Source organism: Luteimonas notoginsengisoli (genome assembly GCF_042648885.1).
Taxonomy (GTDB): domain Bacteria; phylum Pseudomonadota; class Gammaproteobacteria; order Xanthomonadales; family Xanthomonadaceae; genus Luteimonas; species Luteimonas notoginsengisoli.
The window spans coordinates 120,013-139,972 of the sequence record NZ_JBHRYF010000002.1; the positions used below are offsets into that span (position 1 = coordinate 120,013).

A 19,960-nucleotide genomic window follows, 5' to 3' on the forward strand; every position below is an offset into this window, starting at 1 on the left:
ATGCGCGCCCCATGATCTCCTTCAAGAATTTCGCCCTGCGACGCGGCGAGCGCCTGCTGCTGTCCGACGTCGACCTCACCCTGCATGCCGGCTGGCGCGTGGGCGTGGTCGGTCGCAACGGCACGGGCAAGTCGTCCCTGTTCGCCGCCGTGCGCGGCGAGGTGGAAGCCGACCTGGGCGACCTCGACCTGCCCACCCGGGTGCGCGTGGCGAGCATCGCCCAGGAGATGCCCTCGCTGCCCGATCCGGCGATCGACTTCGTGCTCGGGGGCGACGCGGTGGTGCACGCGGCGCTGCAGGCCGAGGCCAACGCCTTCGCCAACGAAGACTGGGAAGCGGTGGCCGAAGCCCACCACCGGCTCGAGGAAGTCGGCGGCTATGACGGCGCGGCGCGCGCCGGCAAACTGCTGCACGGCCTGGGATTTCCGGCTGACACCCACCACAACGCGGTGGCGACGTTCTCCGGCGGCTGGCGGGTGCGCCTGAACCTGGCGCGCGCGCTGATGACGCCGTCGGACATGCTGCTGCTCGACGAACCGACCAACCACCTCGACCTCGACGCGGTGCTGTGGCTGGAGCAGTGGCTGCTGAAATATCCGGGCACCCTGCTGCTGATCTCGCACGACCGCGAGTTCCTCGACAACGTCACCACCCACACGCTGCACCTGCATGGCGGCAAGGCCAGGCTGTACACCGGCGACTACACCTCGTTCGAGCACCAGCGCTCGGAGCAGCTGCGGCTGCAGCAGATCACCCACGAGAAGGTGCAGGCCGAACGCGCGCACCTGCAGAGCTTCATCGACCGTTTCAGCGCCAGCGCGGCGAAGGCCAAGCAGGCGCAGTCGCGGGTCAAGCGGCTGGCCAAGATGGCCAACACCGAGGGCGTTCGCGCGGAACGCGAGGTGCGCATCGACTTCCCGGCGCCGCACAAGCTGCCGCACGCGCTGATGCGGCTCAACCATGTCGATTGCGGCTACGCGGCAGACCCGCGCGCGCCCGCGGCAGGGGCCGGCGCGATCACCATCCTGCACGACGTCGGCTTCGGCCTCGAGGCGGGCGACCGCATCGGCCTGCTCGGCCCCAACGGCGCCGGCAAGTCGACCCTGGTCAAGACGCTGGTCGGCGAACTGCCGCTGCTGTCGGGCGAGCGCTACGCCCATCCGGACCTGCGCATCGGCTACTTCGCGCAGCACACCGTCGAATCGCTGGTCGCCGGCACCTCGCCGATCGACCACCTGCGCGAGCTCTCGCCCAACACGTCGATCCAGGACTTCCGCAACTTCCTGGGCAAATGGAGTTTCCCCGGCGACCGCGCGTTCGAGAGCATCGACGGCTTCAGTGGCGGCGAGCGCGCGCGCCTGGCGCTGTCGCTGATCGCCTGGCAGCAGCCCAACGTGCTGCTGCTCGATGAACCGACCAACCACCTCGATCTCGAGATGCGCGAGGCGCTGGCTGAAGCGCTGAGCGATTTCGCCGGCGCGATCGTGCTGGTCTCGCACGACCGACACCTGATCGGCCTGGTCAGCGACACCTTCTGGCGCGTCGCCGAGGGCGTGGTGAAGCCGTTCGACGGCGACCTCGACGAATACGCCGCGTGGCTGCGGTCGCGCCCCGCCATCGACCGCCCGTCCGCGGCGCCCGCCGCGCCGCCCGCGCCGGCTGCGAAAGCGGCCAAGCCATCGAAGGTCAATCCGCACAAGCTGGCCCAGGCCGAATCGAAGGTCGAGGCGCTGGCCGCGCAGATCGCCGAGATCGAGTCCAGCCTCGCCGACCCGGCCGCCTACGCCGACGGCGGCAAGCACGTGGCCGAGCTCGGCGCGCGCCAGGCGGCGCTCCGCGCGCAGATGGACGCGGCGGAGGCGGAATTGCTGGCGCTCTACGAAGCGGCCTGATGCCGCGTAGTCTTCGGCAAATGCGCGCCGCGCACGGGGCCGGAGCGCCGCTGGCCAGCGCCGCCGGATCCGGTCGACGCCCGCGCAGGGAGCGCGCATGAACCAGGAACTGATCTATCTGCTGCTGATCTTCGGCCTGCTGGTGATCCCGCGGGCGCTGCAGCGTTTCAAGATCCCGGCGCCGATCACCTGCCTGGTATTCGGCATCGGCGCGATGCTGGCCTGGGGCGCGAAGACGCACGATCCGGTGGTGACGCTGCTGTCGACGCTGGGGATCTCGTCGCTGTTCCTGTTCGCCGGGCTCGAAGTGGACCTGCGCGCGCTGCGACGCGGGCTGTGGCCATTGCTGACCCACCTGGCGATCCGGATCGTGATGCTGTCGGGCGCGGCCTGGCTGGGGTGGCGCTACCTCGACCTTGGCTGGCAGGCTGCTGCGCTGCTGGCGCTGGCGCTGCTGACGCCGTCGACCGGTTTCATCCTCGACACGCTGGAGCGGCTCGGGCTCGACGAGGAAGAGCGCTTCTGGATCACCAGCAAGGCGATCGCCGGCGAGCTGCTGGCGCTGGCGGCGCTGTTCGTGGTGCTGCAGGCGGGCGACCCGCTGCAACTGGGTGTTTCGTCGCTGGCGATGCTGGGGATGCTGGTCGGGTTGCCGCTGCTGTTCGTCGCCTTCGGCCGCTGGATCGTGCCGCACGCACCGGGATCGGAATTCTCGCTGCTGGTGATGGTCGGGTTCCTCGCTGCTTTCATCACCTACAAGCTCGGCGTGTACTACCTGGTCGGCGCGTTCATTGCCGGCCTGGTCGCGCGCCTGCTGCGGATCCGGATGCCGCGGCTCGCCTCGAACGACAACATCCACGCGCTGCGCCTGTTCGCGACGTTCTTCGTGCCGTTCTACTTCTTCCACGCCGGCACCCTGATCTCGCCCGACGCGCTGAGCTGGGAAGCGCTGGGGCTGGGCCTGGTGATCACCGCGGTGGTGTTGCCGCTGCGGGTGGGCATGGTGTGGCTGCAGCGGCGGATGATCTTCCGCGGCGAGCGCAGGCGCAGCACGCTGCGGGTGTCGGTGGCGCTGGCGCCAACGCTGGTGTTCACCCTGGTGCTGGCGGAGATCCTGCACAGCCGCTTCGGCATTTCCGGCACCTTGTCCGGGGCGCTGATCCTGTACACGATCCTCAACACCTTGCTGCCGTCGCTTGTGCTGCGGATGCCGTTCGACGTCGATCCGATCGACGGCGCCTACGTGCATCCGGAGGACAAGGACAAGACCGAGCGCGTGGCCGCCGCGGTCGTCGATGACGCGCGGCCCGCGCCGCCCGATGGCGAGGCTTCGCGCGGCGCTTGAGAGGCGGCGAGATTGCCCGCGCCTGCCCGGTCGGCTAGCGTGGCCGCATGAATCTCCGCATCGTGCTGCTGACCCTCGCCGCGCTGGCGCCGTCCGCCTGCGCTTCGCCGCCGCCGCCGATGGCCGGGCCCGCACCCGCCGACGCTTTCATGGCCGCGCTCGCCAGCCACTGCGGCCAGGCGTTTGCCGGGCGCATCGTCGCGGACGAGCCCGTGGCGCCCGGCCCGGACGCGTTCGCCGGAAAGACACTGGTCATGCACGTGCGCGGCTGTGACGCGCCGGCGGACGAGTTGCGGGTGCCATTCCACGTCGGTGACGACCGTTCGCGCACTTGGGTGATCACTCGCACCGCCGGCGGCCTGCGACTCAAGCACGATCACCGCCACCCCGACGGCAGCTGGGACGTGCTGACGATGTACGGCGGCGACACCGTTGCGCCCGGCACCGCGGTGCGACAGGAATTCCCGGTGGACGCCGCATCGATTGCGCTGTTCGAGCGCGAAGGCTCGGAAGCCTCGGTGACCAACACCTGGGCGATGGAGGTCAAGGCTGGCGAGCGCTTCCTCTACGAGCTCTCGCGACCGGGCGGGCGCCTGTTCCGGGTCGAGTTCGACCTCTCGCGACCGGTCGACCTGCCGCCGCCGCCGTGGGGCAGCCAGGCGCCGGAGCGCTTGTAATCCCGCGCCGCGGCCCCAGACTGGCGCCTCCAGCCACCATCGCCATCCGCCATGCCGATCTACGCCTACCGCTGTGCCGCCTGCGGCCATGACTTCGACCGCCTGCAGAAGCTGTCCGACCCCGATCCCGACGCGTGCCCGTCCTGCGGTGCGAGCGGGCAGGTGCGCCGCCAGGTGACCGCGCCGTCATTCCGGCTGGCGGGCAGCGGCTGGTACGAGACCGACTTCAAGAAGGACGGCGACAAGAAGCGCAACCTGGTAGAGGGCAAGGAAAGCGCGGCCGCCAAGCCGGAAGCCGCCACGGCCGACGCGAAGCCCGCCGCGGACGCGCAGCCGGCTGCCAAACCGGCCGCCAAGCCGGTCGAAACCGCGAAGGCCGCTCCGGCCAAGCCGACGCCGGCTTCCTGAGCACAACTTCCGGTCGCGTCATCCCGGGCTAAAATGCGGGGCTTTCCGGCGCAGTCCGGACGATTCTCCCCCGGAGCCCCCATGCGTACCCATTTCTGCGGCCTCATTGACGAGGCCCTGATCGGCCAGACCGTCACCCTGTGCGGCTGGGCCGACGTCGCCCGCGATCTCGGCGGCCTGTGCTTCATCGACCTGCGCGACCACGAGGGCATCGTGCAAGTGGTGGCCGAGCCGGGTGGCGGCGAGGGCAACGCGGCGGTGGTCGCGACCGCGGCCAAGGTGGGCTACGAGGACTGCCTGCGCGTGACCGGCACCGTGCGCCGCCGCGAAAGCGTCAACAACAAGATCCGCACCGGCCAGGTGGAAGTGGTCGCGACCGCGATCGAAGTGCTCAACAAGGCCGAGCCGCTGCCGTTCCACGCCCACGAGAACGCTGGCGAGGATGTCCGTCTCAAGTATCGCTACCTCGACCTGCGCACGCCGAAGATGCAGCGGATGATGCGCACCCGCATCCGGCTGGTGCAGGCGCTGCGGCGCTGGCTCGACGCGCGCGGCTTCCAGGACATCGAGACGCCGATCCTGACCAAGGCCACGCCCGAGGGCGCGCGCGACTTCCTGGTCCCGGCGCGCATGCATCCAGGCGAGTTCTACGCGCTGCCGCAGTCGCCGCAGCTGTTCAAGCAGATCCTGATGGTGGCCGGCTTCGACCGCTACTACCAGATCGCGCGCTGCTTCCGCGACGAGGCCCTGCGCGCCGACCGCCAGCTCGAGTTCACCCAGCTGGACATGGAGTTCGCGTGGGTCGACGAGAAGACGGTGCAGGACGCGACCGAAGAGATGATCCGCGAGGTGTTCCGCGAGGTGATGGACGTGGAGCTGGGAGCTGAGGGAGAGGATTTTCCGCGCATGACCTATGCCGAGGCCATGCGCCGCTACGGATCGGACAAGCCGGACCTGCGCTTCGACATGGAGCTGGTCGACATTGCCGAACTGGTGAAGGACAGCGAATTCAAGGTCTTCACCGACTGGGCGAACGCCGACGATGGCCGCGTGGTCGCGCTGCGCGCGCCCGGCGCGGCATCGCTGTCGCGCAAGCAGATCGACGAACTCGCCGCGCACGCCGCGAAGTACGGGGCCAAGGGCCTTGCATGGATGAAGGTCGAAGACGCCGGCAAGGGCCGCGAAGGCGTCAACTCGCCGATCGCCAAGTTCCTCGACGACGCGACCCTGGCGGCGATCCTGCAGGCCACCGGCGCGCAGTCGGGCGACCTGCTGCTGTTCGGCGCGGCGACGTACAAGGTCGCCAGTGATTTCATGGGCGCGCTGCGGCTGAAGGTCGGCAAGGACCTTGGCCTGGTGGGCGAGGGCTGGAAGCCGCTGTGGGTGACCGACTTCCCGATGTTCGAATGGGACGAGGACGAAAGCCGCTACGTCGCGCTGCACCACCCCTTCACCGCCCCGGCGGTCGACGATGAAGCCGACCTGCGCGCGAACGCGAAGACCGCGGTCTCGCGCGGCTACGACATGGTGCTCAACGGCAACGAGATCGGCGGCGGCTCCATCCGCATCCACCGCTCGTCGATGCAGAGCGCGGTGTTCGAACTGCTGGGCATCGGCGCCGAAGAGGCCGAGGCGAAGTTCGGCTTCCTGCTGGACGCGCTGAAGTTCGGCGCACCGCCGCACGGCGGCATTGCCTTCGGCATCGACCGCATCGCCGCGCTCATGGCGGGCACCGAATCGATCCGCGACGTGATCGCTTTCCCCAAGACCACCACCGCGCAGTGCCTGATGACCGGCGCGCCGTCGCCGATCCCCGACAAGCAGCTTGCCGAGGTGCACATCGCGGTGCGGCCCAAGGTCGCCGGCTGAGCGAGCACGATTGGCTCCGTGAGGGCGGCTTCAGCCGCGAGTCGCTGGTAAACCGGACAGTTCCAAAGTTCGCCGCTGAAGCCGCTCCCACGAAATCCTCGACGCCATGCCCCAGCTTCCCGCCATCCGCCGCGCCACGCCAGACGACGCGCAAACCCTGTCGTCGCTTGCCGCCCGCACCTTCGTCGAAACCTTCGGCCACCTCTATCCGGCCGAGGACCTGCAGGCCTTCCTCGCCGACGCCTACGCGGTGGACAGGCAGCGCGTGATCCTGTCGCATCCGCAGTACGCGGTGTGGCTGCTCGAACGCGATGGCGAGGCGATCGGCCACGCTGCCGCCGGACCCTGCGGGCTGCCGCATCCTGGCGTCGCGCCGGGCGACGGCGAGCTCAAACGCCTGTACGTGCTCGGGGCGCACCAGAACGGCGGCATGGGCGGGGCACTGTTCGATGCCGCGCTCCAGTGGCTCGAGCGCGATGGCCCGCGCACGCTGTGGATCGGGGTGTGGTCCGGGAACGCCGGCGCCCAGCGCTTCTATGCGCGGCACGGGTTCGCGAAGGTCGGCGAATACGAATTCCCGGTGGGTCGCGTGCGCGACCTCGAGTTCATCCTGCGTCGCGAAGGAAGGCACGATGCCATCGCCTGACTCCGGTGGCGACGCCGGCGGCGCGCGGGAAGGCGTGCAGGCCGGCGCCGCTCCGAGCCGTGTTCTGCTGCTGCACGGCATCTGGATGGCCGGGGTGACGATGCAGTGGTTCGGCGCGCGCCTGCGCGCGGACGGCTTCGTGCCGGAAACCTTCGGCTACCACAGCATCGTCGGCGGCCCGGATGAGGCGGTGCCGCAGCTGGCCAGGCAACTGCGCAAGGGCGGCGAAACCGACATCGTCGCCCACAGCCTCGGCGGCCTGGTCGCACTGCAGGCGCTGGCGGCCGAGCCGGACCTGCCGGTGCGCCGCGTGGTCTGCCTGGGCGTGCCGGTGTGCGGCAGCAGTGCGGCGGCGCAGCTCGCGCGCTGGCCGGTGGCATCGCTGTGGCTCGGGCGCAGCGCGCGGATCTTGCAGGAGGGCTGCGCGCAGTGGCCGGATCGCTTCGAGGTCGGGATGGTCGCCGGTTGCCTGGCCCATGGACTGGGCGGCCTGCTGGCGCAGTTCGATGGCGACAACGATGGCACCGTGTCGGTCGAGGAGACCCGCAGCCCGCGGCTGGCCGACCACGTGGTGGTCGAGGCCAGCCACAGCGGCCTGCTGTTCTCGGCCGAGGCGATCGCGCAGTCCCGCTCTTTCCTGCGCGACGGCCGGTTCCGGCACTGAGCGCGGCCCAGCGCCGGCCGTCCGGCGCAGGCGGGGACCTGAGCCACTGCCTGGCGAGCCCTGCCGGCCGGCTTCCAGTAAAATCGCCGGCTTTCCAGCAAGACCGGGGTTTCCCATGGGTCGCGGCCCATCGATCGAAGCACGCAAGAACGCCTCAGACGCCAAGCGCGGCAAGATCTTCACCAAGATCATCCGCGAGATCGGCGTGGCCGCCCGCGCCGGCGGCGGCGATGCGGCCAGCAACCCGCGCCTGCGCACGGCCATCGACAAGGGCCTGTCGCACAACATGACCAAGGATGTCATCGAGCGCGCGATCAGGAAGGCCACCGGCGAACTCGAAGGCGTGTCGTACGAAGAGATCCGTTACGAAGGCTATGCGCCCGGCGGGGTGGCGGTGATCGTCGACTGCCTGACCGACAACAAGGTGCGCACGGTGGCCGACGTGCGCCATGCGTTTGGGAAGTTCGGCGGCAACCTCGGCACCGAGGGCTCGGTGGGCTTCATGTTCAGGCGCCTGGGCGTCCTGCATTTCGCCGGCGGGGCCAGCGAAGAGAAAATCACCGATGCCGCGATCGAGGCCGGCGCGGACGACGTGGTGGTGTACCCCGAAGACGGCGCGATCGACGTGCTGACCGCGGTGGAGTCGTTCGAGGCGGTGCGCGACGCGATGAAGGCCGCGGGCGTGGCGCCGGACGAGGCCGAGGTGACCTTCCGCGCCGACAATGACATCGCCGTGTCCGGCGAGACCGCGCAGCAGGTGGTCAAGCTGCTCGACTGGCTCGAGGACCTCGACGACGTGCAGAACGTCTACAGCAACGCCGAGCTCGGCGAAGACGCCTACGGTTGAAGACCCTGATGGACCAGCGGGGATGCGCGATCCGATCGGCGGATCCCGCGGGAGCGGCTGCAGCCGCGGGCGCCCCGATTGCCTGCGTCACGCATCGACACGGCAGGGCTGACGTCGCCGCGTGCGCATCATCCGTCCGATCGCCCGCCCCCCTTCGCCGCGCCCGATGACCCGCATCCTCGGCATCGATCCGGGTTCGCAGCGCACCGGCGTGGGCATCATCGACGTCGACGCGGCCGGCAAGACGACGCATGTGTTCCACGCGCCGCTGAACCTGCTGGTCGGCGACGCGGCGGCCAAGGGCCAGCTGCCGGCGCGGCTGAAGCTGCTGCTGGCGGGATTGCGCGAGGTGATCGAAGCGCATCGCCCCGACGAAGTCGCGATCGAACAGGTCTTCATGGCGCGCAATCCGGACTCCGCGCTCAAGCTCGGGCAGGCGCGCGGCGCGGCAATCTGCGCGGTGGTGATGCATGATCTGCCGGTGCACGAGTACGCGGCGCGCGAGATCAAGCTGGCGGTGGTCGGCAAGGGCAGCGCGGACAAGGTGCAGGTACAGCACATGGTGGGGATCATGCTCAACCTCAAAGGCAAGCTCCAGGCCGACGCCGCCGATGCACTCGCGGTGGCCATCACCCACGCCCACGTGCGCGCCAGCGCGCAGCGCATGGGCGTGAGCGCGCGCGAAGCCTGGAGTCGCAAGTGAACGCTGCAGTGCTTTCGTCCCCTTGTACAAACAGCGCCAGGGGAGATCCGCGCCTGCGCAAGGGAAGCGCAATATCCTTCGTCTCCCCCGTTCTCAGGGACGGGGAAGGCAAGTCCGGGGACAACACCCTGGAGCGCGCGCCATGATCGGCCGCCTGAAGGGCACCCTGATCCACAAGCAACCGCCGTGGCTGGTGGTCGACGTGCACGGCGTCGGCTATGAGCTCGAGGCGCCGATGAGCACGTTCTACGACCTGCCGGCGGTGGGCGAGCCGGTGTCGTTGTTCACCCATTACGCGCAGAAGGAAGACAGCGTCTCGCTGTACGGATTCCTGAGCGAAGCGGAACGGCGCCTGTTCCGCGACGTGCAGCGCGTCAGCGGCATCGGCGCGAAGATCGCGCTGGCGGTGCTGTCTGGGGCTGGCGTCGACGAATTCGCGCGCCTGGTGCAGGCCGGCGACGTCACCGCGCTCACCCGCATCCCCGGCATCGGCAAGAAGACCGCCGAGCGCATGATCGTCGAACTGCGCGAACGCATGGCCGACATGGTCGCCACCGGCGTTGCCGCCGGCGGCCCGGCGGCAGGCGCCGCCAACGTCGCCGCCGACCCGCTGTCGGAAGCCACCATCGCCTTGCAGCAGCTCGGCTACAAGCCGGCCGAGGCGCAGCGTATGGCCCGGCAGGCGTTCGCCGAGGGCGACGTTGCCGAAACCATCATCCGCAAGGCGCTACAGTCCGCGCTGCGTTGAGCCGCGCCGCGACGAAAAGAGAGTCATGATGAACGATCACCGGCGCCCCGGGCCTCGTATCCCGGCAACCAGACGCATTGCCGATCGGCGGACCAGGGTTCATGCGAACCCGCCCGGGTTTCCGGGCAATGCAACGTGGAACCCAAGCGATGTCGACTGACGCTCCGGCTGCGGCAAACGGCCACAAGCACGGCAACGCGGGCCTCGCCGGGATGATGATCGGCGCAATCGGCGTCGTCTTCGGCGACATCGGCACCAGCCCGCTGTACACGATCAAGCAGGCGTTCTCGCCGCACTACGGCCTGGTTGCCGACCACGACACCGTGCTCGGCATCCTGTCGCTGGTGTTCTGGGCGCTGACGATGGTGGTCACCGTGAAGTACGTGACCATCATCATGCGCGCCGACAACGAGGGCGAGGGCGGCATCATGGCGCTGATGACGCTCGCCCAGCGCACGCTGCGCAAGGGCTCGCGATCGACTTACGTGGTCGGCATCCTCGGCATCTTCGGCGCCTCGCTGTTCTTCGGCGACGGCGTGATCACGCCGGCGATCTCGGTGCTCTCCGCGGTCGAGGGCCTGGAGGTGGTGGCGCCGCAGCTGCACAACTGGATCGTGCCGATCGTGGTGGTGGTGCTGCTGACGGTGTTCATGGCCCAGCGCTTCGGCACCGAAAAAGTCGGCAGGGTATTCGGGCCGGTGACCATGCTCTGGTTCGCGTCGCTGGCGGTGCTGGGCGTTCTCAACATCGTTCATGCCCCGGAGGTGCTCAAGGCGATCAATCCGTGGTGGGCGCTGCACTTCTTCTACGTGCACCATTTCCACGGCGTCTTCATCCTCGGCGCGGTGGTGCTGGCGGTGACCGGCGGCGAGGCGCTGTACACCGACATGGGCCATTTCGGCGCGCGGCCGATCCGCTATTCCTGGTACTACTTCGTCCTGCCGGCGTTGATGCTCAACTACCTGGGGCAGGGCGCGCTGGTGCTCGAGCACCCGGAGGCGATCCAGAACCCGTTCTACGTCGGCGTCCCGGAGTGGGCGCGCTGGCCGATGATCATCCTCGCCACGGCGGCGACGGTGATCGCATCGCAGGCGGTCATCACCGGCGCGTTCTCGATTTCGCGCCAGGCGATGCAGCTGGGATACATCCCGCGCATGGCGATCAAGCACACGTCCAGCGAGACGATCGGGCAGATCTACATCCCCGGCATCAACTGGATGCTGGCGGTGCTGGTGATCGGCCTGGTGCTGGCATTCGGATCTTCGAACGCGCTGGCCACGGCCTACGGCATCTCGGTTTCGGGCACGATGCTGATCGACACCCTGCTGCTGGCGCTGGTGGCGCGCGCGCTGTGGCCGCGCGGCCGCAAGTGGGTGCTGCCGCTGTGCGTGCTGTTCTTCATCGCCGACGTCGGCTTCCTGATCGCCAACGGCGCCAAGATCCTCGATGGCGGCTGGTTCCCGGTGGTGCTCGGCATCGTCCTGTTCACCATGCTGCGCACCTGGCGCCGCGGCCGCGAGCTGCTGCACGCGGAAGTGCGCAAGGAGGGCATCGGCCTGGACAGCTTCCTGCCCGGCCTGATGCTGGCGCCGCCGGTGCGCGTGCCCGGCACCGCGATCTTCATGACCGCCGACCCCGGCGTCGTGCCGCATGCGCTGATGCACAATCTCAAGCACAACAAGGTGCTGCACGAGCGCAACGTGTTCCTGACGGTGGAAACGCTGTCCATCCCGTACGCGGCGCCCGGCCAGCGCCTGAAGATCGAGTCGATCGCCGAGGACTTCCATCGCGTGATCATCCGCTTCGGCTTCATGGAAACCCCGGACGTGCCATTGGCACTGATGCGCTCCTGCGACAGCGACGGGATCCACTTCGACCCGATGGACACCACGTACTTCGCCAGCCGTGAAACGGTGGTGGCCAGCCGCCACCGCGGCATGCCGGTCTGGCGCGACAAGCTGTTCGCGCTGATGCACCGCAACGCGGCGCCGGCGACGGGATTCTTCCGGATCCCGGGCAACCGGCTGGTGGAGCTGGGGGCGCAGATCGAGATCTAGCGTCTTCGTTTCTGCGTGGCGTACAGATCGGACATCTGTTGGTAGTTGATCCGGCCCGGTCCCGGCCCCGGCTCTGCTCCTGCTCCGGTTTTGATCTTTTCCACAAATGAATCCACACCGCCTTCCCGCAGACCCGGAGGGCGCCGCACATGGATGTGCGGCGTTCTTCTAGGGGACAGGATGTCCCGTAGAAAAATCCCGCGTAACGCGATGCTGCTGCGGGAGGTGTGTACGGGGAAAGCGTTTTCTCCGCCGAAGTAAAGAAAAACGATTCCCGGTACAGAGCTAACCAAGCGATTCACTGACGCAGGGATTTTTCTAATTGGCATCCTGCCTCATAGAAAAACGGCGCACATCCATGTGCGCCGCCCTCTGGGTCTGCCCACAAAGGTGGGATGGTGTGTTCTTCAAAACGCCAAGGCAAAGGCCAAAGCCAAGCCCGCAGCCAACGCCAACGCCAACGCCGAAACGCAGGCTTTCGCCGATGTTGGCCAGTAACCCGCGCACAGGCATGGCAAAACGCCCGGTCCGTCCCGATATCCACCGGATCCCCGCCGGAGCCTCCCCGATGATTCCGTATTCGATCCTCGACCTCGCCCCCGTGACTGAAGGCAGCACGCCGCGCGAGGCGTTCGCCAATACGCTCGATCTCGCGCGCCATGCCGAGGCGCACGGTTATCACCGCTACTGGCTGGCCGAGCACCACAACATGCCGGGCATCGCCAGCGCGGCGACGGCGGTGCTGATCGGATACGTGGCCGGCGGCACGTCGACGATCCGGGTCGGGGCGGGCGGGGTCATGCTGCCCAACCATGCGCCGCTGCAGGTGGCCGAACAGTTCGGCACCCTGGCCTCTTTGTACCCCGACCGCATCGACCTGGGCCTGGGCCGCGCGCCGGGCACCGACCAGGCCACCACGCGCGCGCTGCGACGCTACTTCGATGGGGCGGATGCGTTTCCGCAGGACGTCACCGAGTTGCTGCGCTATTTCGAGCCCGTGCGTCCGGGCCAGCCGGTGCAGGCGGTGCCGGGCGGCGGTATCGAGGTGCCGGTATGGCTGCTGGGGTCGAGCCTGTTCAGCGCGCAGCTGGCGGCGGCGATGGGGCTGCCGTTCGCCTTCGCCTCGCACTTCGCGCCGGCGGCGATGGAGCAGGCGCTGGCGCTGTACCGGCAGGACTTCCGGCCTTCGAAGCGGCTGGCGAAGCCGTACGCGATGCTGGCCCTCAATGTGGTCGGCGCCGACAGCGAGGCGGAGGCCAGACGCCTGTTCACGACGCAGCAGCAGAGTTTCGTGCGCCTGCGCCGCGGCCAGCCCGGGCTGGTGCCGCCGCCGGTCGACGACATCGAGGCGTTCTGGAACCCGGCCGAGAAGGCGATGGTCGAGCAGTCGTTGGCCTGCACAGTTCTGGGCGATGGCGACCAGCTGCGCGTCGGCATTTCGGCGTTCGCCGACCGTCACCGCCCGGACGAACTGCTGCTGACGGCCAACATCTTCGACCACGCCGCGCGCAAGCGCTCGTTCTCGATCGCCGCAGAGGCCTGCCGGGGGGTGAGCGCCATTTCGTAGGATGGGTAGAGCGCAGCGACACCCATCACCCGCGCCCCGTGGTCCCGGCCGGGCGATGGGTTTGGCCTTTGGCTCTACCCATTCTACGGTCGCCGGATCCTGTGGGAGCGGCTTCAGCCGCGAGCTTTTCCAGCTGCCGAAGAACGGGGCGAAAGCTCGCGGCTGAAGCCGCTCCCACGACAGCATCCACAAGCGCGCCCCCGCGCCGCCGTGCGAACATAGGCGCATGACCGAAGACCGCATCATCGCCGCCGACGCCACGCGCGAAGACGAGGCCATCGAGGCCAGCATCCGGCCCAGGCTTTTGTCCGAATACCTCGGCCAGCAGCCGGTGCGCGAGCAGCTTTCGATCTATATCGAGGCCGCCAAGCATCGCGGCGAATCGCTCGACCACGTGCTGATCTTCGGGCCGCCCGGGCTGGGCAAGACCACGCTCAGCCACGTCATCGCCAACGAGCTGGGCGTCAACCTTCGGGTGACGTCCGGCCCGGTGATCGAGAAAGCCGGCGACCTCGCCGCGCTGCTGACCAACCTGCAGCCGCACGACGTGCTGTTCATCGACGAGATCCATCGCCTTTCGCCGGTCGTGGAGGAAGTGCTGTACCCGGCGATGGAGGATTTCCAGCTCGACATCATGATCGGCGAGGGCCCGGCGGCGCGTTCGATCAAGATCGACCTGCCTCCGTTCACCCTGATCGGCGCCACCACCCGCGCCGGCCTGCTGACCGCGCCGCTGCGCGACCGCTTCGGCATCGTCCAGCGACTGGAGTTCTACAGCGCCGAGGAGCTGACGCGCATCGTGAAGCGCTCGGCGCAGATCCTCGGCATCGACTGCGTGCCGGAGGGCGCCGGCGAGATCGCGCGCCGATCGCGCGGCACGCCGCGCATCGCCAACCGGCTGCTGCGCCGCGTGCGCGACTACGCCCAGGTGCGCGCCGGCGGCCGCATCGACCACGAGGTCGCGAACGCCGCGATGCTGATGCTGAAGGTGGATCCCGAGGGCTTCGACGATCTTGATCGGCGCCTGCTCCACCTGATCATCGAGAGCTTCGATGGCGGCCCGGTCGGCGTCGAATCGCTGGCCGCGGCGCTGAGCGAGGAGCGCGGCACGCTCGAGGACGTGATCGAGCCCTATCTGATCCAGCAGGGCTTTCTCGTGCGCACGGCACGCGGGCGGATGGCTTCGCACAAGGCGTACCGACACCTCGGGCTGCGCCCGCGGGCGGGCTCGGCCGCCGGAGTCGGGGCTTCGCAGGAACTCTTCGAAGCCGGCGAATCCGGGGACGGACGTCCTTGACTCCCGGATCGCGCAACGCCGGATCGCTGCCGTTCAGTTGGCCGACACGGGTCTATTGGGAAGATACCGACGCCGGTGGCGTGGTCTACCACGCGCAGTACCTGGCGTTCCTCGAGCGCGCGCGGACCGAATGGCTGCGCGCGCGCGGTTACGGACAGGAGCTGCTGCGGGTCGAGCACGGGCTGGTGTTCGCGGTACGGGCGATGCGGATCGAGTTTCGCGCGCCGGCGCGGCTGGACGATGCACTGGATGTCTCGGTCGCGCTGCGCCAGTGCCGCCACGCGAGCCTGGTGGTCGCGCAGGAGATCCGCTGCGGCGGCCGCTTGCTGCTCGACGCCGAAGTGAAGGTCGCGGCACTGGACGCCGCCGGCTTTCGTCCGCGCGGTCTTCCCGAAACGCTGTACCAGGAACTCAAGTCCCTCGAACAAGGCGCGCAGTGACCAGTCCGGCTTCCACTCCCCGCGCGGCGCGCATCATCCGCGTCGACATTCAGCCCGTCCAAACCGAATTCGTTGACCCTGGCTTCCCGGCCAGCGCCAGACCCCATCCAGACACCGGAGCCCATCCATGACGCCCCTACTTGCACTGCTGCAGGCGACCTCGGTCGAACCCTTGCCGGACGAGGCCGCGACCTCCGCGGTGGAGCTGGCGGCCGACCCGAACGTGGCCAGCGGCGCGGCGGCGTCCGCGGGCAACCACCTCGACATCGTCCAGCTGATCCTGCACGCGTCGATCCCGGTGCAGTTCGTGATGCTCCTGCTGCTGATCGCGTCGATCGCGTCGTGGGTCATCATCTTCCGCAAGCGCAGCCTGCTCAGCCGCGCCGAGGACGAGGCCGATCGCTTCGAGGAACGCTTCTGGTCGGGCGCCGAACTGTCGAAGCTGTACGCCGGCGCCCAGGGCCGCGGCCGCGATTCGGGCGGCCTGGAGGCGATCTTCGAAAGCGGATTCCGCGACTTCAACCGGATCCGCGAGCGCCGCGGCATGGACAGCCGGATCCAGCTCGAGGGCGCGCAGCGCGCGATGCGCGTGACCACGTCGCGCGAGCTGGACGGACTGGAACGCAACCTGGAGTTCCTCGCCAACGTCGGTTCGATCAGCCCCTACGTGGGCCTGTTCGGCACGGTGTGGGGGATCATGATTTCGTTCCAGGGGCTGGCCAACGTCAAGGAAGCGACCATCGCCAGCGTCGCGCCCGGCATTTCCGAGGCCCTGATCGCCACGGCGATGGGTCTGTTCGCGGCGATCCCGGCGGTGTGGGCCTACAACCGCTTCGCCACCAAGGTCGAGCGCATTGCGACCCGCTACGACGCGTTCGCCGAAGAGTTCTCCTCGATCCTGCAGCGCCAGTCGCACCTCGAAGAGTGAGCGGCCCAACCCCGGCGCCGGCCGACGCGCGTTTGCGCGTGCCGGTCCCCAGCGAACATGAGGTGACACCCACATGGCCATGAACGCCAACGGCCGTCGCATCCGCAAGCACAAGCTCAAGGCCGACATCAACGTCGTGCCCTACATCGACGTGATGCTGGTGCTGCTGATCATCTTCATGGTGACCGCGCCGCTGATGAACCTTGGCGTCGACGTCGAGCTGCCCGAATCCAACGCCAAGTCGCTGGAACAGGACAAGGATCCGATGGTGGTGCAGGTCGATGCCGCGGGCGCCTATGCCCTGGTGCTGCCCGGCAGCGACCGGCCACAGGCGATCAGTGCGCAGGAGCTGGAGGACCGGGTGCGCGCCATCGTCGGCCAGAACCCGAAGCAGGCGATCTTCGTCGCCGGTGACGGCAGCGCCAACTACCAGAAGGTCATGGACGCGATTGTGCTGCTGCAGCGTGCCGGCGTCGAAAAGGTCGGCTTGATGAGCGATCCGCAGCACCAGAGCGCCGAATAATGCGGGAAACGCGCGCCGACTCGACCCTGGCCGTGGTGCTGGCGATCGCGCTGCACGCGTTCCTGTTCGCGCTGATGTTCATTGGCCTGTGGTGGACGCGCGATGCCGCGCCGATCGCCGCCGCCGGTTCGCCGATCAGCGCGGAAATGGTGGACACCAGCGAGTTGTCCACGCAGATGCGCCGCGCGCTGGCGCGCGAACCCGAGCCGCTGCCAGAACCCGAGCCCGAGCCGACGCCGCCGCGGCAGGTCAAGGAAGACGCCGCGCCGCTGCCGCAGCCGCTGCCGGAACCGGCGCCGCAGGAATCGCCGGTGCCCAAGCAGCAGCAGGCGCAGGATTTCGTGCCCGAGCCGTCGCCGATCGAGCAGGAAAAGGTGGACCGCAACGCGATTTCCGCCGAGACCCGCGAGCGGGAGCAGGAAGAGAAGCGTCGCCAGGAGCAGGTCGACCTGACCGAGCGCAAGAAGCAGGACGAGGCCGAGCGCAAGTTCCGCCTCGCCGAACAGCAGCGCGACGAGAAACTGAAGAAGCTGCAGGCTGAGCGCGCCAAGGCCGAGCGCGAGGCGAAATTGGCCGAGCAGAAGCTCAAGCAGATCGCCGAGGTGCGGGCCAGGCAGGCCTCGGATTCCGCCGCGAGCGCGCCGCCGCCTCCGGGCAACAACGGCGTCGACGCGGGGTTGCAGGCGCGCTATGCCGCGGCGATCCAGGAGGCGGTGCTGCGCAACTGGACGCGGCCCGAAAACGTGCCTCAGGGCCAGCGCTGCCGCATCTACATCACCCAGCTGCCCGGCGGCGACGTGATGAGCGCCAAGGTCGATCCCTCGTGCCCCTACGACGAACTCGGCCGCCGTTCGGTCGAGGCCGCGGTGCTCAAGGCCAAGCCACTGCCGTACGCCGGCTTCGAGTCGGTTTTCCAGCGCAACCTGATCCTCAATTTCGAGGCGCAGGACCGCTAGCGGCTTGGGTGCGAAGCCCTTCTACCGCGAGCGGGAAGGGGGCGCGAAGCACCGGATGACGAAGCGAGCGCGGCGAACCGCTCTTCACTCGACAGCCAAAAGCGTTTGCGCAGTGACGGCGCGAGCACCTTTCCACTCGCTAGTACAAAGAGACCTCGCGCAAGGAGCACACCCGAGTGCTCGCCGCGCTGAGCCGGTCGCGAAGCCGATCGGCTTTTCCGCAGGGCGTCCAGCGACGAAGCTGGCGGCTGGAGCCGCCCCGGCAACATTCCGGGGCAATAGCGGTTTGCCCTGCCGCCTCCATCGGCCGAAGTTGCATGCACGCCGTCCCCCCCAGCGGCGTACGGAGGCCGTGGCGTCAAGATCGCCGCGGCAAGTCCGTGTTCAGCTTTGAGATGCCGTTCACACAGACCCTGCCACCATTCAGGTTTTCCAGCCACGGCCTGCCCATGAAAGCATCCCCGCGCCTTTTCGCTGTCTACGCTGCGATCCTTGCCTTCCTGTTGCCGCTGGCGACCGTGGCACAGGAGCGCGGGCTGGAGATCGACATCGTGGGCGGCAACGCTTCCGCGCTCCCGATCGCCGTCGTGCCGATGGCGTACCAGGGCGGCGGCACGGCGCCGGAAACCGACGTGGCGGCGGTGGTCGCGGCCGATCTGGCGCGTTCGGGCCAGTTCCGCACCCTGCCGGCGGCCGACATGGTCGAAAAGCCCGCGCGCGGCGGCGAGATCCAGTTCCCGACCTGGCGCCTGCTCAAGCAGGACTTCATCGTCGTCGGCCACGTGCTTGACGCCGGTTCGGGCAGCTATCGGGTCGAGTACGAGCTGTTCGACGTGGCCAAGCAGGAGCGGCTGCTCGGTTTCGCGATGACCGCGCGCTCGAGCGCGATGCGCGATGTCGCCCACCAGATGGCCGATGCGATCTACGAGAAGATCCTCGGCGTGCGCGGCGCGTTCTGGACCCGCATTGCCTACATCACCGTGACCGGCACCGGCAAGGGCGCGCGCTATGCGCTGATGGTCGCCGACTCGGATGGCTACAACCCGCAGACCGTGGTGCGGTCGCCCGAGCCGCTGCTGTCGCCGTCGTGGAGCCCGGACGGCCGCAAGGTGGCGTATGTCAGTTTCGAACGCGGCAATTCCTCGATCTACATCCAGGACATCACCACCGGCAGCCGCGAACTGATCGCCAGCTTCCGCGGCATCAACAGCTCGCCGGCGTTCTCGCCCGACGGTCGTCGCCTGGCGCTGACCCTGTCGCGCAGCGGCAACCCGGAGATCTACGTGATGGACCTTGGCAGCAAGGCGCTGACCCAGATCACCAACCAGTTCGGGATCGATACCGAACCGACCTGGAGCGCCGACGGCGGCAGCCTGTATTTCACCTCCGACCGCGGCGGCCAGCCGCAGATCTACCAGGTGCCGGCCAGCGGCGGCGGCGCCACGCGGGTGACTTTCCAGGGACGCTACAACGCAAGCCCGACGGTGTCGTTCGACGACAAGAAGATCGCCGTGGCGCAGGGCAGTGGCAACGTGTACCGTATTGCACTGCTGGATCGCAGCCTGGGGTCGCCGCGCTGGTCCACGCTGTCGCCGGGGTCCCTTGACGAATCGCCGAGCTTCGCCCCGAACGCCAGCATGGTGCTCTATGCGGCGCGAGAGGGGCGGCGGGGCGTTTTGTATGCCGTGTCGGCAGATGGCCGCGTCCGCCAGCGCCTGGTACTCGCCGATGGCGATGTCCGGGAGCCGGCATGGGGCCCGTTCCGCGCCCAGCGCTGACGTTCCCTGCACAGCCCCACCCCGAAGCTTTTCCGACGTTTCCGCACCACCCCTTCAACGCAAAGGATTCGACGAGATGAATACCATTACCCGCGTGCTCTTGACGGCCGTGCTTTGCACCGCAGCCGTTGCCTGTTCCAAGAAGGTCAAGGAAGTGCCGCCGGCCGACACCGGCCCGAGCACCGGGGTCGTAGACCAGACCGGTGCGACCACTCCCGGCGCTTACGGCCCCGGCGACCTCGACACTGATGCCTGCCTGCGCCAGCGGGTGGTGTACTTCGACCTGGACCAGGACGCGCTGCGTCCGGAGTTCCAGGCCGCGATGGCCTGCCACGCCAAGTACTTGCGTGACCGCCCGTCCTCGCGCATGACCCTGGAAGGCAACGCCGACGAGCGCGGCAGCCGCGACTACAACCTGGGCCTCGGCGAGCGTCGTGCCAACTCGGTGTCGTCGGCCCTGCAGGTCAACGGCGGCTCCGGCGCCCAGATCACCGTGGTCAGCTACGGCGAAGAGCGCCCGACCTGCACCGATTCGGGCGAGGATTGCTGGGCCAAGAATCGTCGCGTCGAGATCGTCTACACCGCGAAGTAAGCAGTCCGCGTCACGACGTCGGC

19 protein-coding genes are annotated in these 19,960 nt (G+C 68.6%); all 19 read left to right on the forward strand.

Annotated elements, in window-relative coordinates; translation table 11 throughout:
• Window positions 1-11: 11 nt before the first annotated feature.
• Window positions 12-1,892, forward strand: coding sequence for an ABC-F family ATP-binding cassette domain-containing protein (locus ACFOM9_RS06200; protein ID WP_386707693.1), 1,881 nt, complete (start codon window positions 12-14; stop codon window positions 1,890-1,892).
• 97 nt (window positions 1,893-1,989) lie between these two features.
• Window positions 1,990-3,237: a cation:proton antiporter gene (locus tag ACFOM9_RS06205; RefSeq protein ID WP_386707696.1), complete on the forward strand. Its 1,248-nt coding sequence runs from the start codon at window positions 1,990-1,992 to the stop codon at window positions 3,235-3,237.
• A gap of 47 nt (window positions 3,238-3,284) precedes the next feature.
• Window positions 3,285-3,914: a hypothetical protein gene (locus ACFOM9_RS06210; protein ID WP_386707700.1), complete on the forward strand. Its 630-nt coding sequence runs from the start codon at window positions 3,285-3,287 to the stop codon at window positions 3,912-3,914.
• Between the two features lie 51 nt (window positions 3,915-3,965).
• Entirely contained in the window at window positions 3,966-4,322 is a 357-nt protein-coding gene (locus tag ACFOM9_RS06215; RefSeq protein WP_386707702.1) for an FmdB family zinc ribbon protein, read from the forward strand.
• A gap of 81 nt (window positions 4,323-4,403) precedes the next feature.
• Window positions 4,404-6,191 (forward strand): aspartate--tRNA ligase, encoded by a 1,788-nt coding sequence (gene aspS, locus ACFOM9_RS06220; RefSeq protein WP_386707705.1) that lies wholly within the window; start codon window positions 4,404-4,406, stop codon window positions 6,189-6,191.
• A gap of 106 nt (window positions 6,192-6,297) precedes the next feature.
• A complete protein-coding gene (locus tag ACFOM9_RS06225; RefSeq protein ID WP_386707708.1) occupies window positions 6,298-6,837 on the forward strand; it encodes a GNAT family N-acetyltransferase in 540 nt (179 codons plus the stop codon).
• Complete coding sequence (locus ACFOM9_RS06230; RefSeq protein ID WP_386707710.1) at window positions 6,824-7,501, forward strand: esterase/lipase family protein; 678 nt, start codon at window positions 6,824-6,826, stop codon at window positions 7,499-7,501. The genes ACFOM9_RS06225 and ACFOM9_RS06230 overlap by 14 nt, the downstream gene beginning before the upstream one ends.
• Window positions 7,502-7,616: 115 nt before the next feature.
• A complete protein-coding gene (locus ACFOM9_RS06235) occupies window positions 7,617-8,348 on the forward strand; it encodes a YebC/PmpR family DNA-binding transcriptional regulator (protein ID WP_386707713.1) in 732 nt (243 codons plus the stop codon).
• A gap of 166 nt (window positions 8,349-8,514) precedes the next feature.
• Window positions 8,515-9,051: a crossover junction endodeoxyribonuclease RuvC gene (gene ruvC / locus ACFOM9_RS06240; RefSeq protein WP_386707716.1), complete on the forward strand. Its 537-nt coding sequence runs from the start codon at window positions 8,515-8,517 to the stop codon at window positions 9,049-9,051.
• A gap of 142 nt (window positions 9,052-9,193) precedes the next feature.
• Window positions 9,194-9,799 carry a Holliday junction branch migration protein RuvA gene (gene ruvA / locus ACFOM9_RS06245; protein WP_386707718.1) on the forward strand — a complete coding sequence of 202 codons (606 nt, stop codon included), beginning with the start codon at window positions 9,194-9,196 and terminating at the stop codon, window positions 9,797-9,799.
• 212 nt (window positions 9,800-10,011) lie between these two features.
• On the forward strand, window positions 10,012-11,856 hold the full coding sequence (locus ACFOM9_RS06250; protein WP_386708142.1) for a potassium transporter Kup: 1,845 nt from the start codon (window positions 10,012-10,014) through the stop codon (window positions 11,854-11,856).
• Between the two features lie 568 nt (window positions 11,857-12,424).
• Entirely contained in the window at window positions 12,425-13,423 is a 999-nt protein-coding gene (locus ACFOM9_RS06255; protein WP_386707721.1) for an LLM class flavin-dependent oxidoreductase, read from the forward strand.
• A 226-nt stretch (window positions 13,424-13,649) separates the two neighbouring features.
• A complete protein-coding gene (gene ruvB / locus ACFOM9_RS06260) occupies window positions 13,650-14,720 on the forward strand; it encodes a Holliday junction branch migration DNA helicase RuvB (protein ID WP_386707724.1) in 1,071 nt (356 codons plus the stop codon).
• Window positions 14,717-15,160: a tol-pal system-associated acyl-CoA thioesterase gene (gene ybgC / locus ACFOM9_RS06265; RefSeq protein WP_386707727.1), complete on the forward strand. Its 444-nt coding sequence runs from the start codon at window positions 14,717-14,719 to the stop codon at window positions 15,158-15,160. The genes ruvB and ybgC overlap by 4 nt, the downstream gene beginning before the upstream one ends.
• Before the next feature lie 127 nt (window positions 15,161-15,287).
• Window positions 15,288-16,088: a protein TolQ gene (gene tolQ, locus ACFOM9_RS06270; protein WP_386707730.1), complete on the forward strand. Its 801-nt coding sequence runs from the start codon at window positions 15,288-15,290 to the stop codon at window positions 16,086-16,088.
• Window positions 16,089-16,167: 79 nt separating this feature from the next.
• Window positions 16,168-16,611 (forward strand): protein TolR, encoded by a 444-nt coding sequence (tolR, locus tag ACFOM9_RS06275; protein ID WP_386708145.1) that lies wholly within the window; start codon window positions 16,168-16,170, stop codon window positions 16,609-16,611.
• Complete coding sequence (locus ACFOM9_RS06280; RefSeq protein ID WP_386707733.1) at window positions 16,611-17,567, forward strand: cell envelope integrity protein TolA; 957 nt, start codon at window positions 16,611-16,613, stop codon at window positions 17,565-17,567. Before tolR ends, ACFOM9_RS06280 begins: the two co-directional genes overlap by 1 nt.
• A gap of 449 nt (window positions 17,568-18,016) precedes the next feature.
• Entirely contained in the window at window positions 18,017-19,345 is a 1,329-nt protein-coding gene (tolB, locus tag ACFOM9_RS06285) for a Tol-Pal system beta propeller repeat protein TolB (RefSeq protein WP_386707736.1), read from the forward strand.
• Window positions 19,346-19,421: 76 nt separating this feature from the next.
• Window positions 19,422-19,937: a peptidoglycan-associated lipoprotein Pal gene (pal, locus tag ACFOM9_RS06290; protein ID WP_386707737.1), complete on the forward strand. Its 516-nt coding sequence runs from the start codon at window positions 19,422-19,424 to the stop codon at window positions 19,935-19,937.
• The last annotated feature ends 23 nt before the right edge of the window (window positions 19,938-19,960 follow it).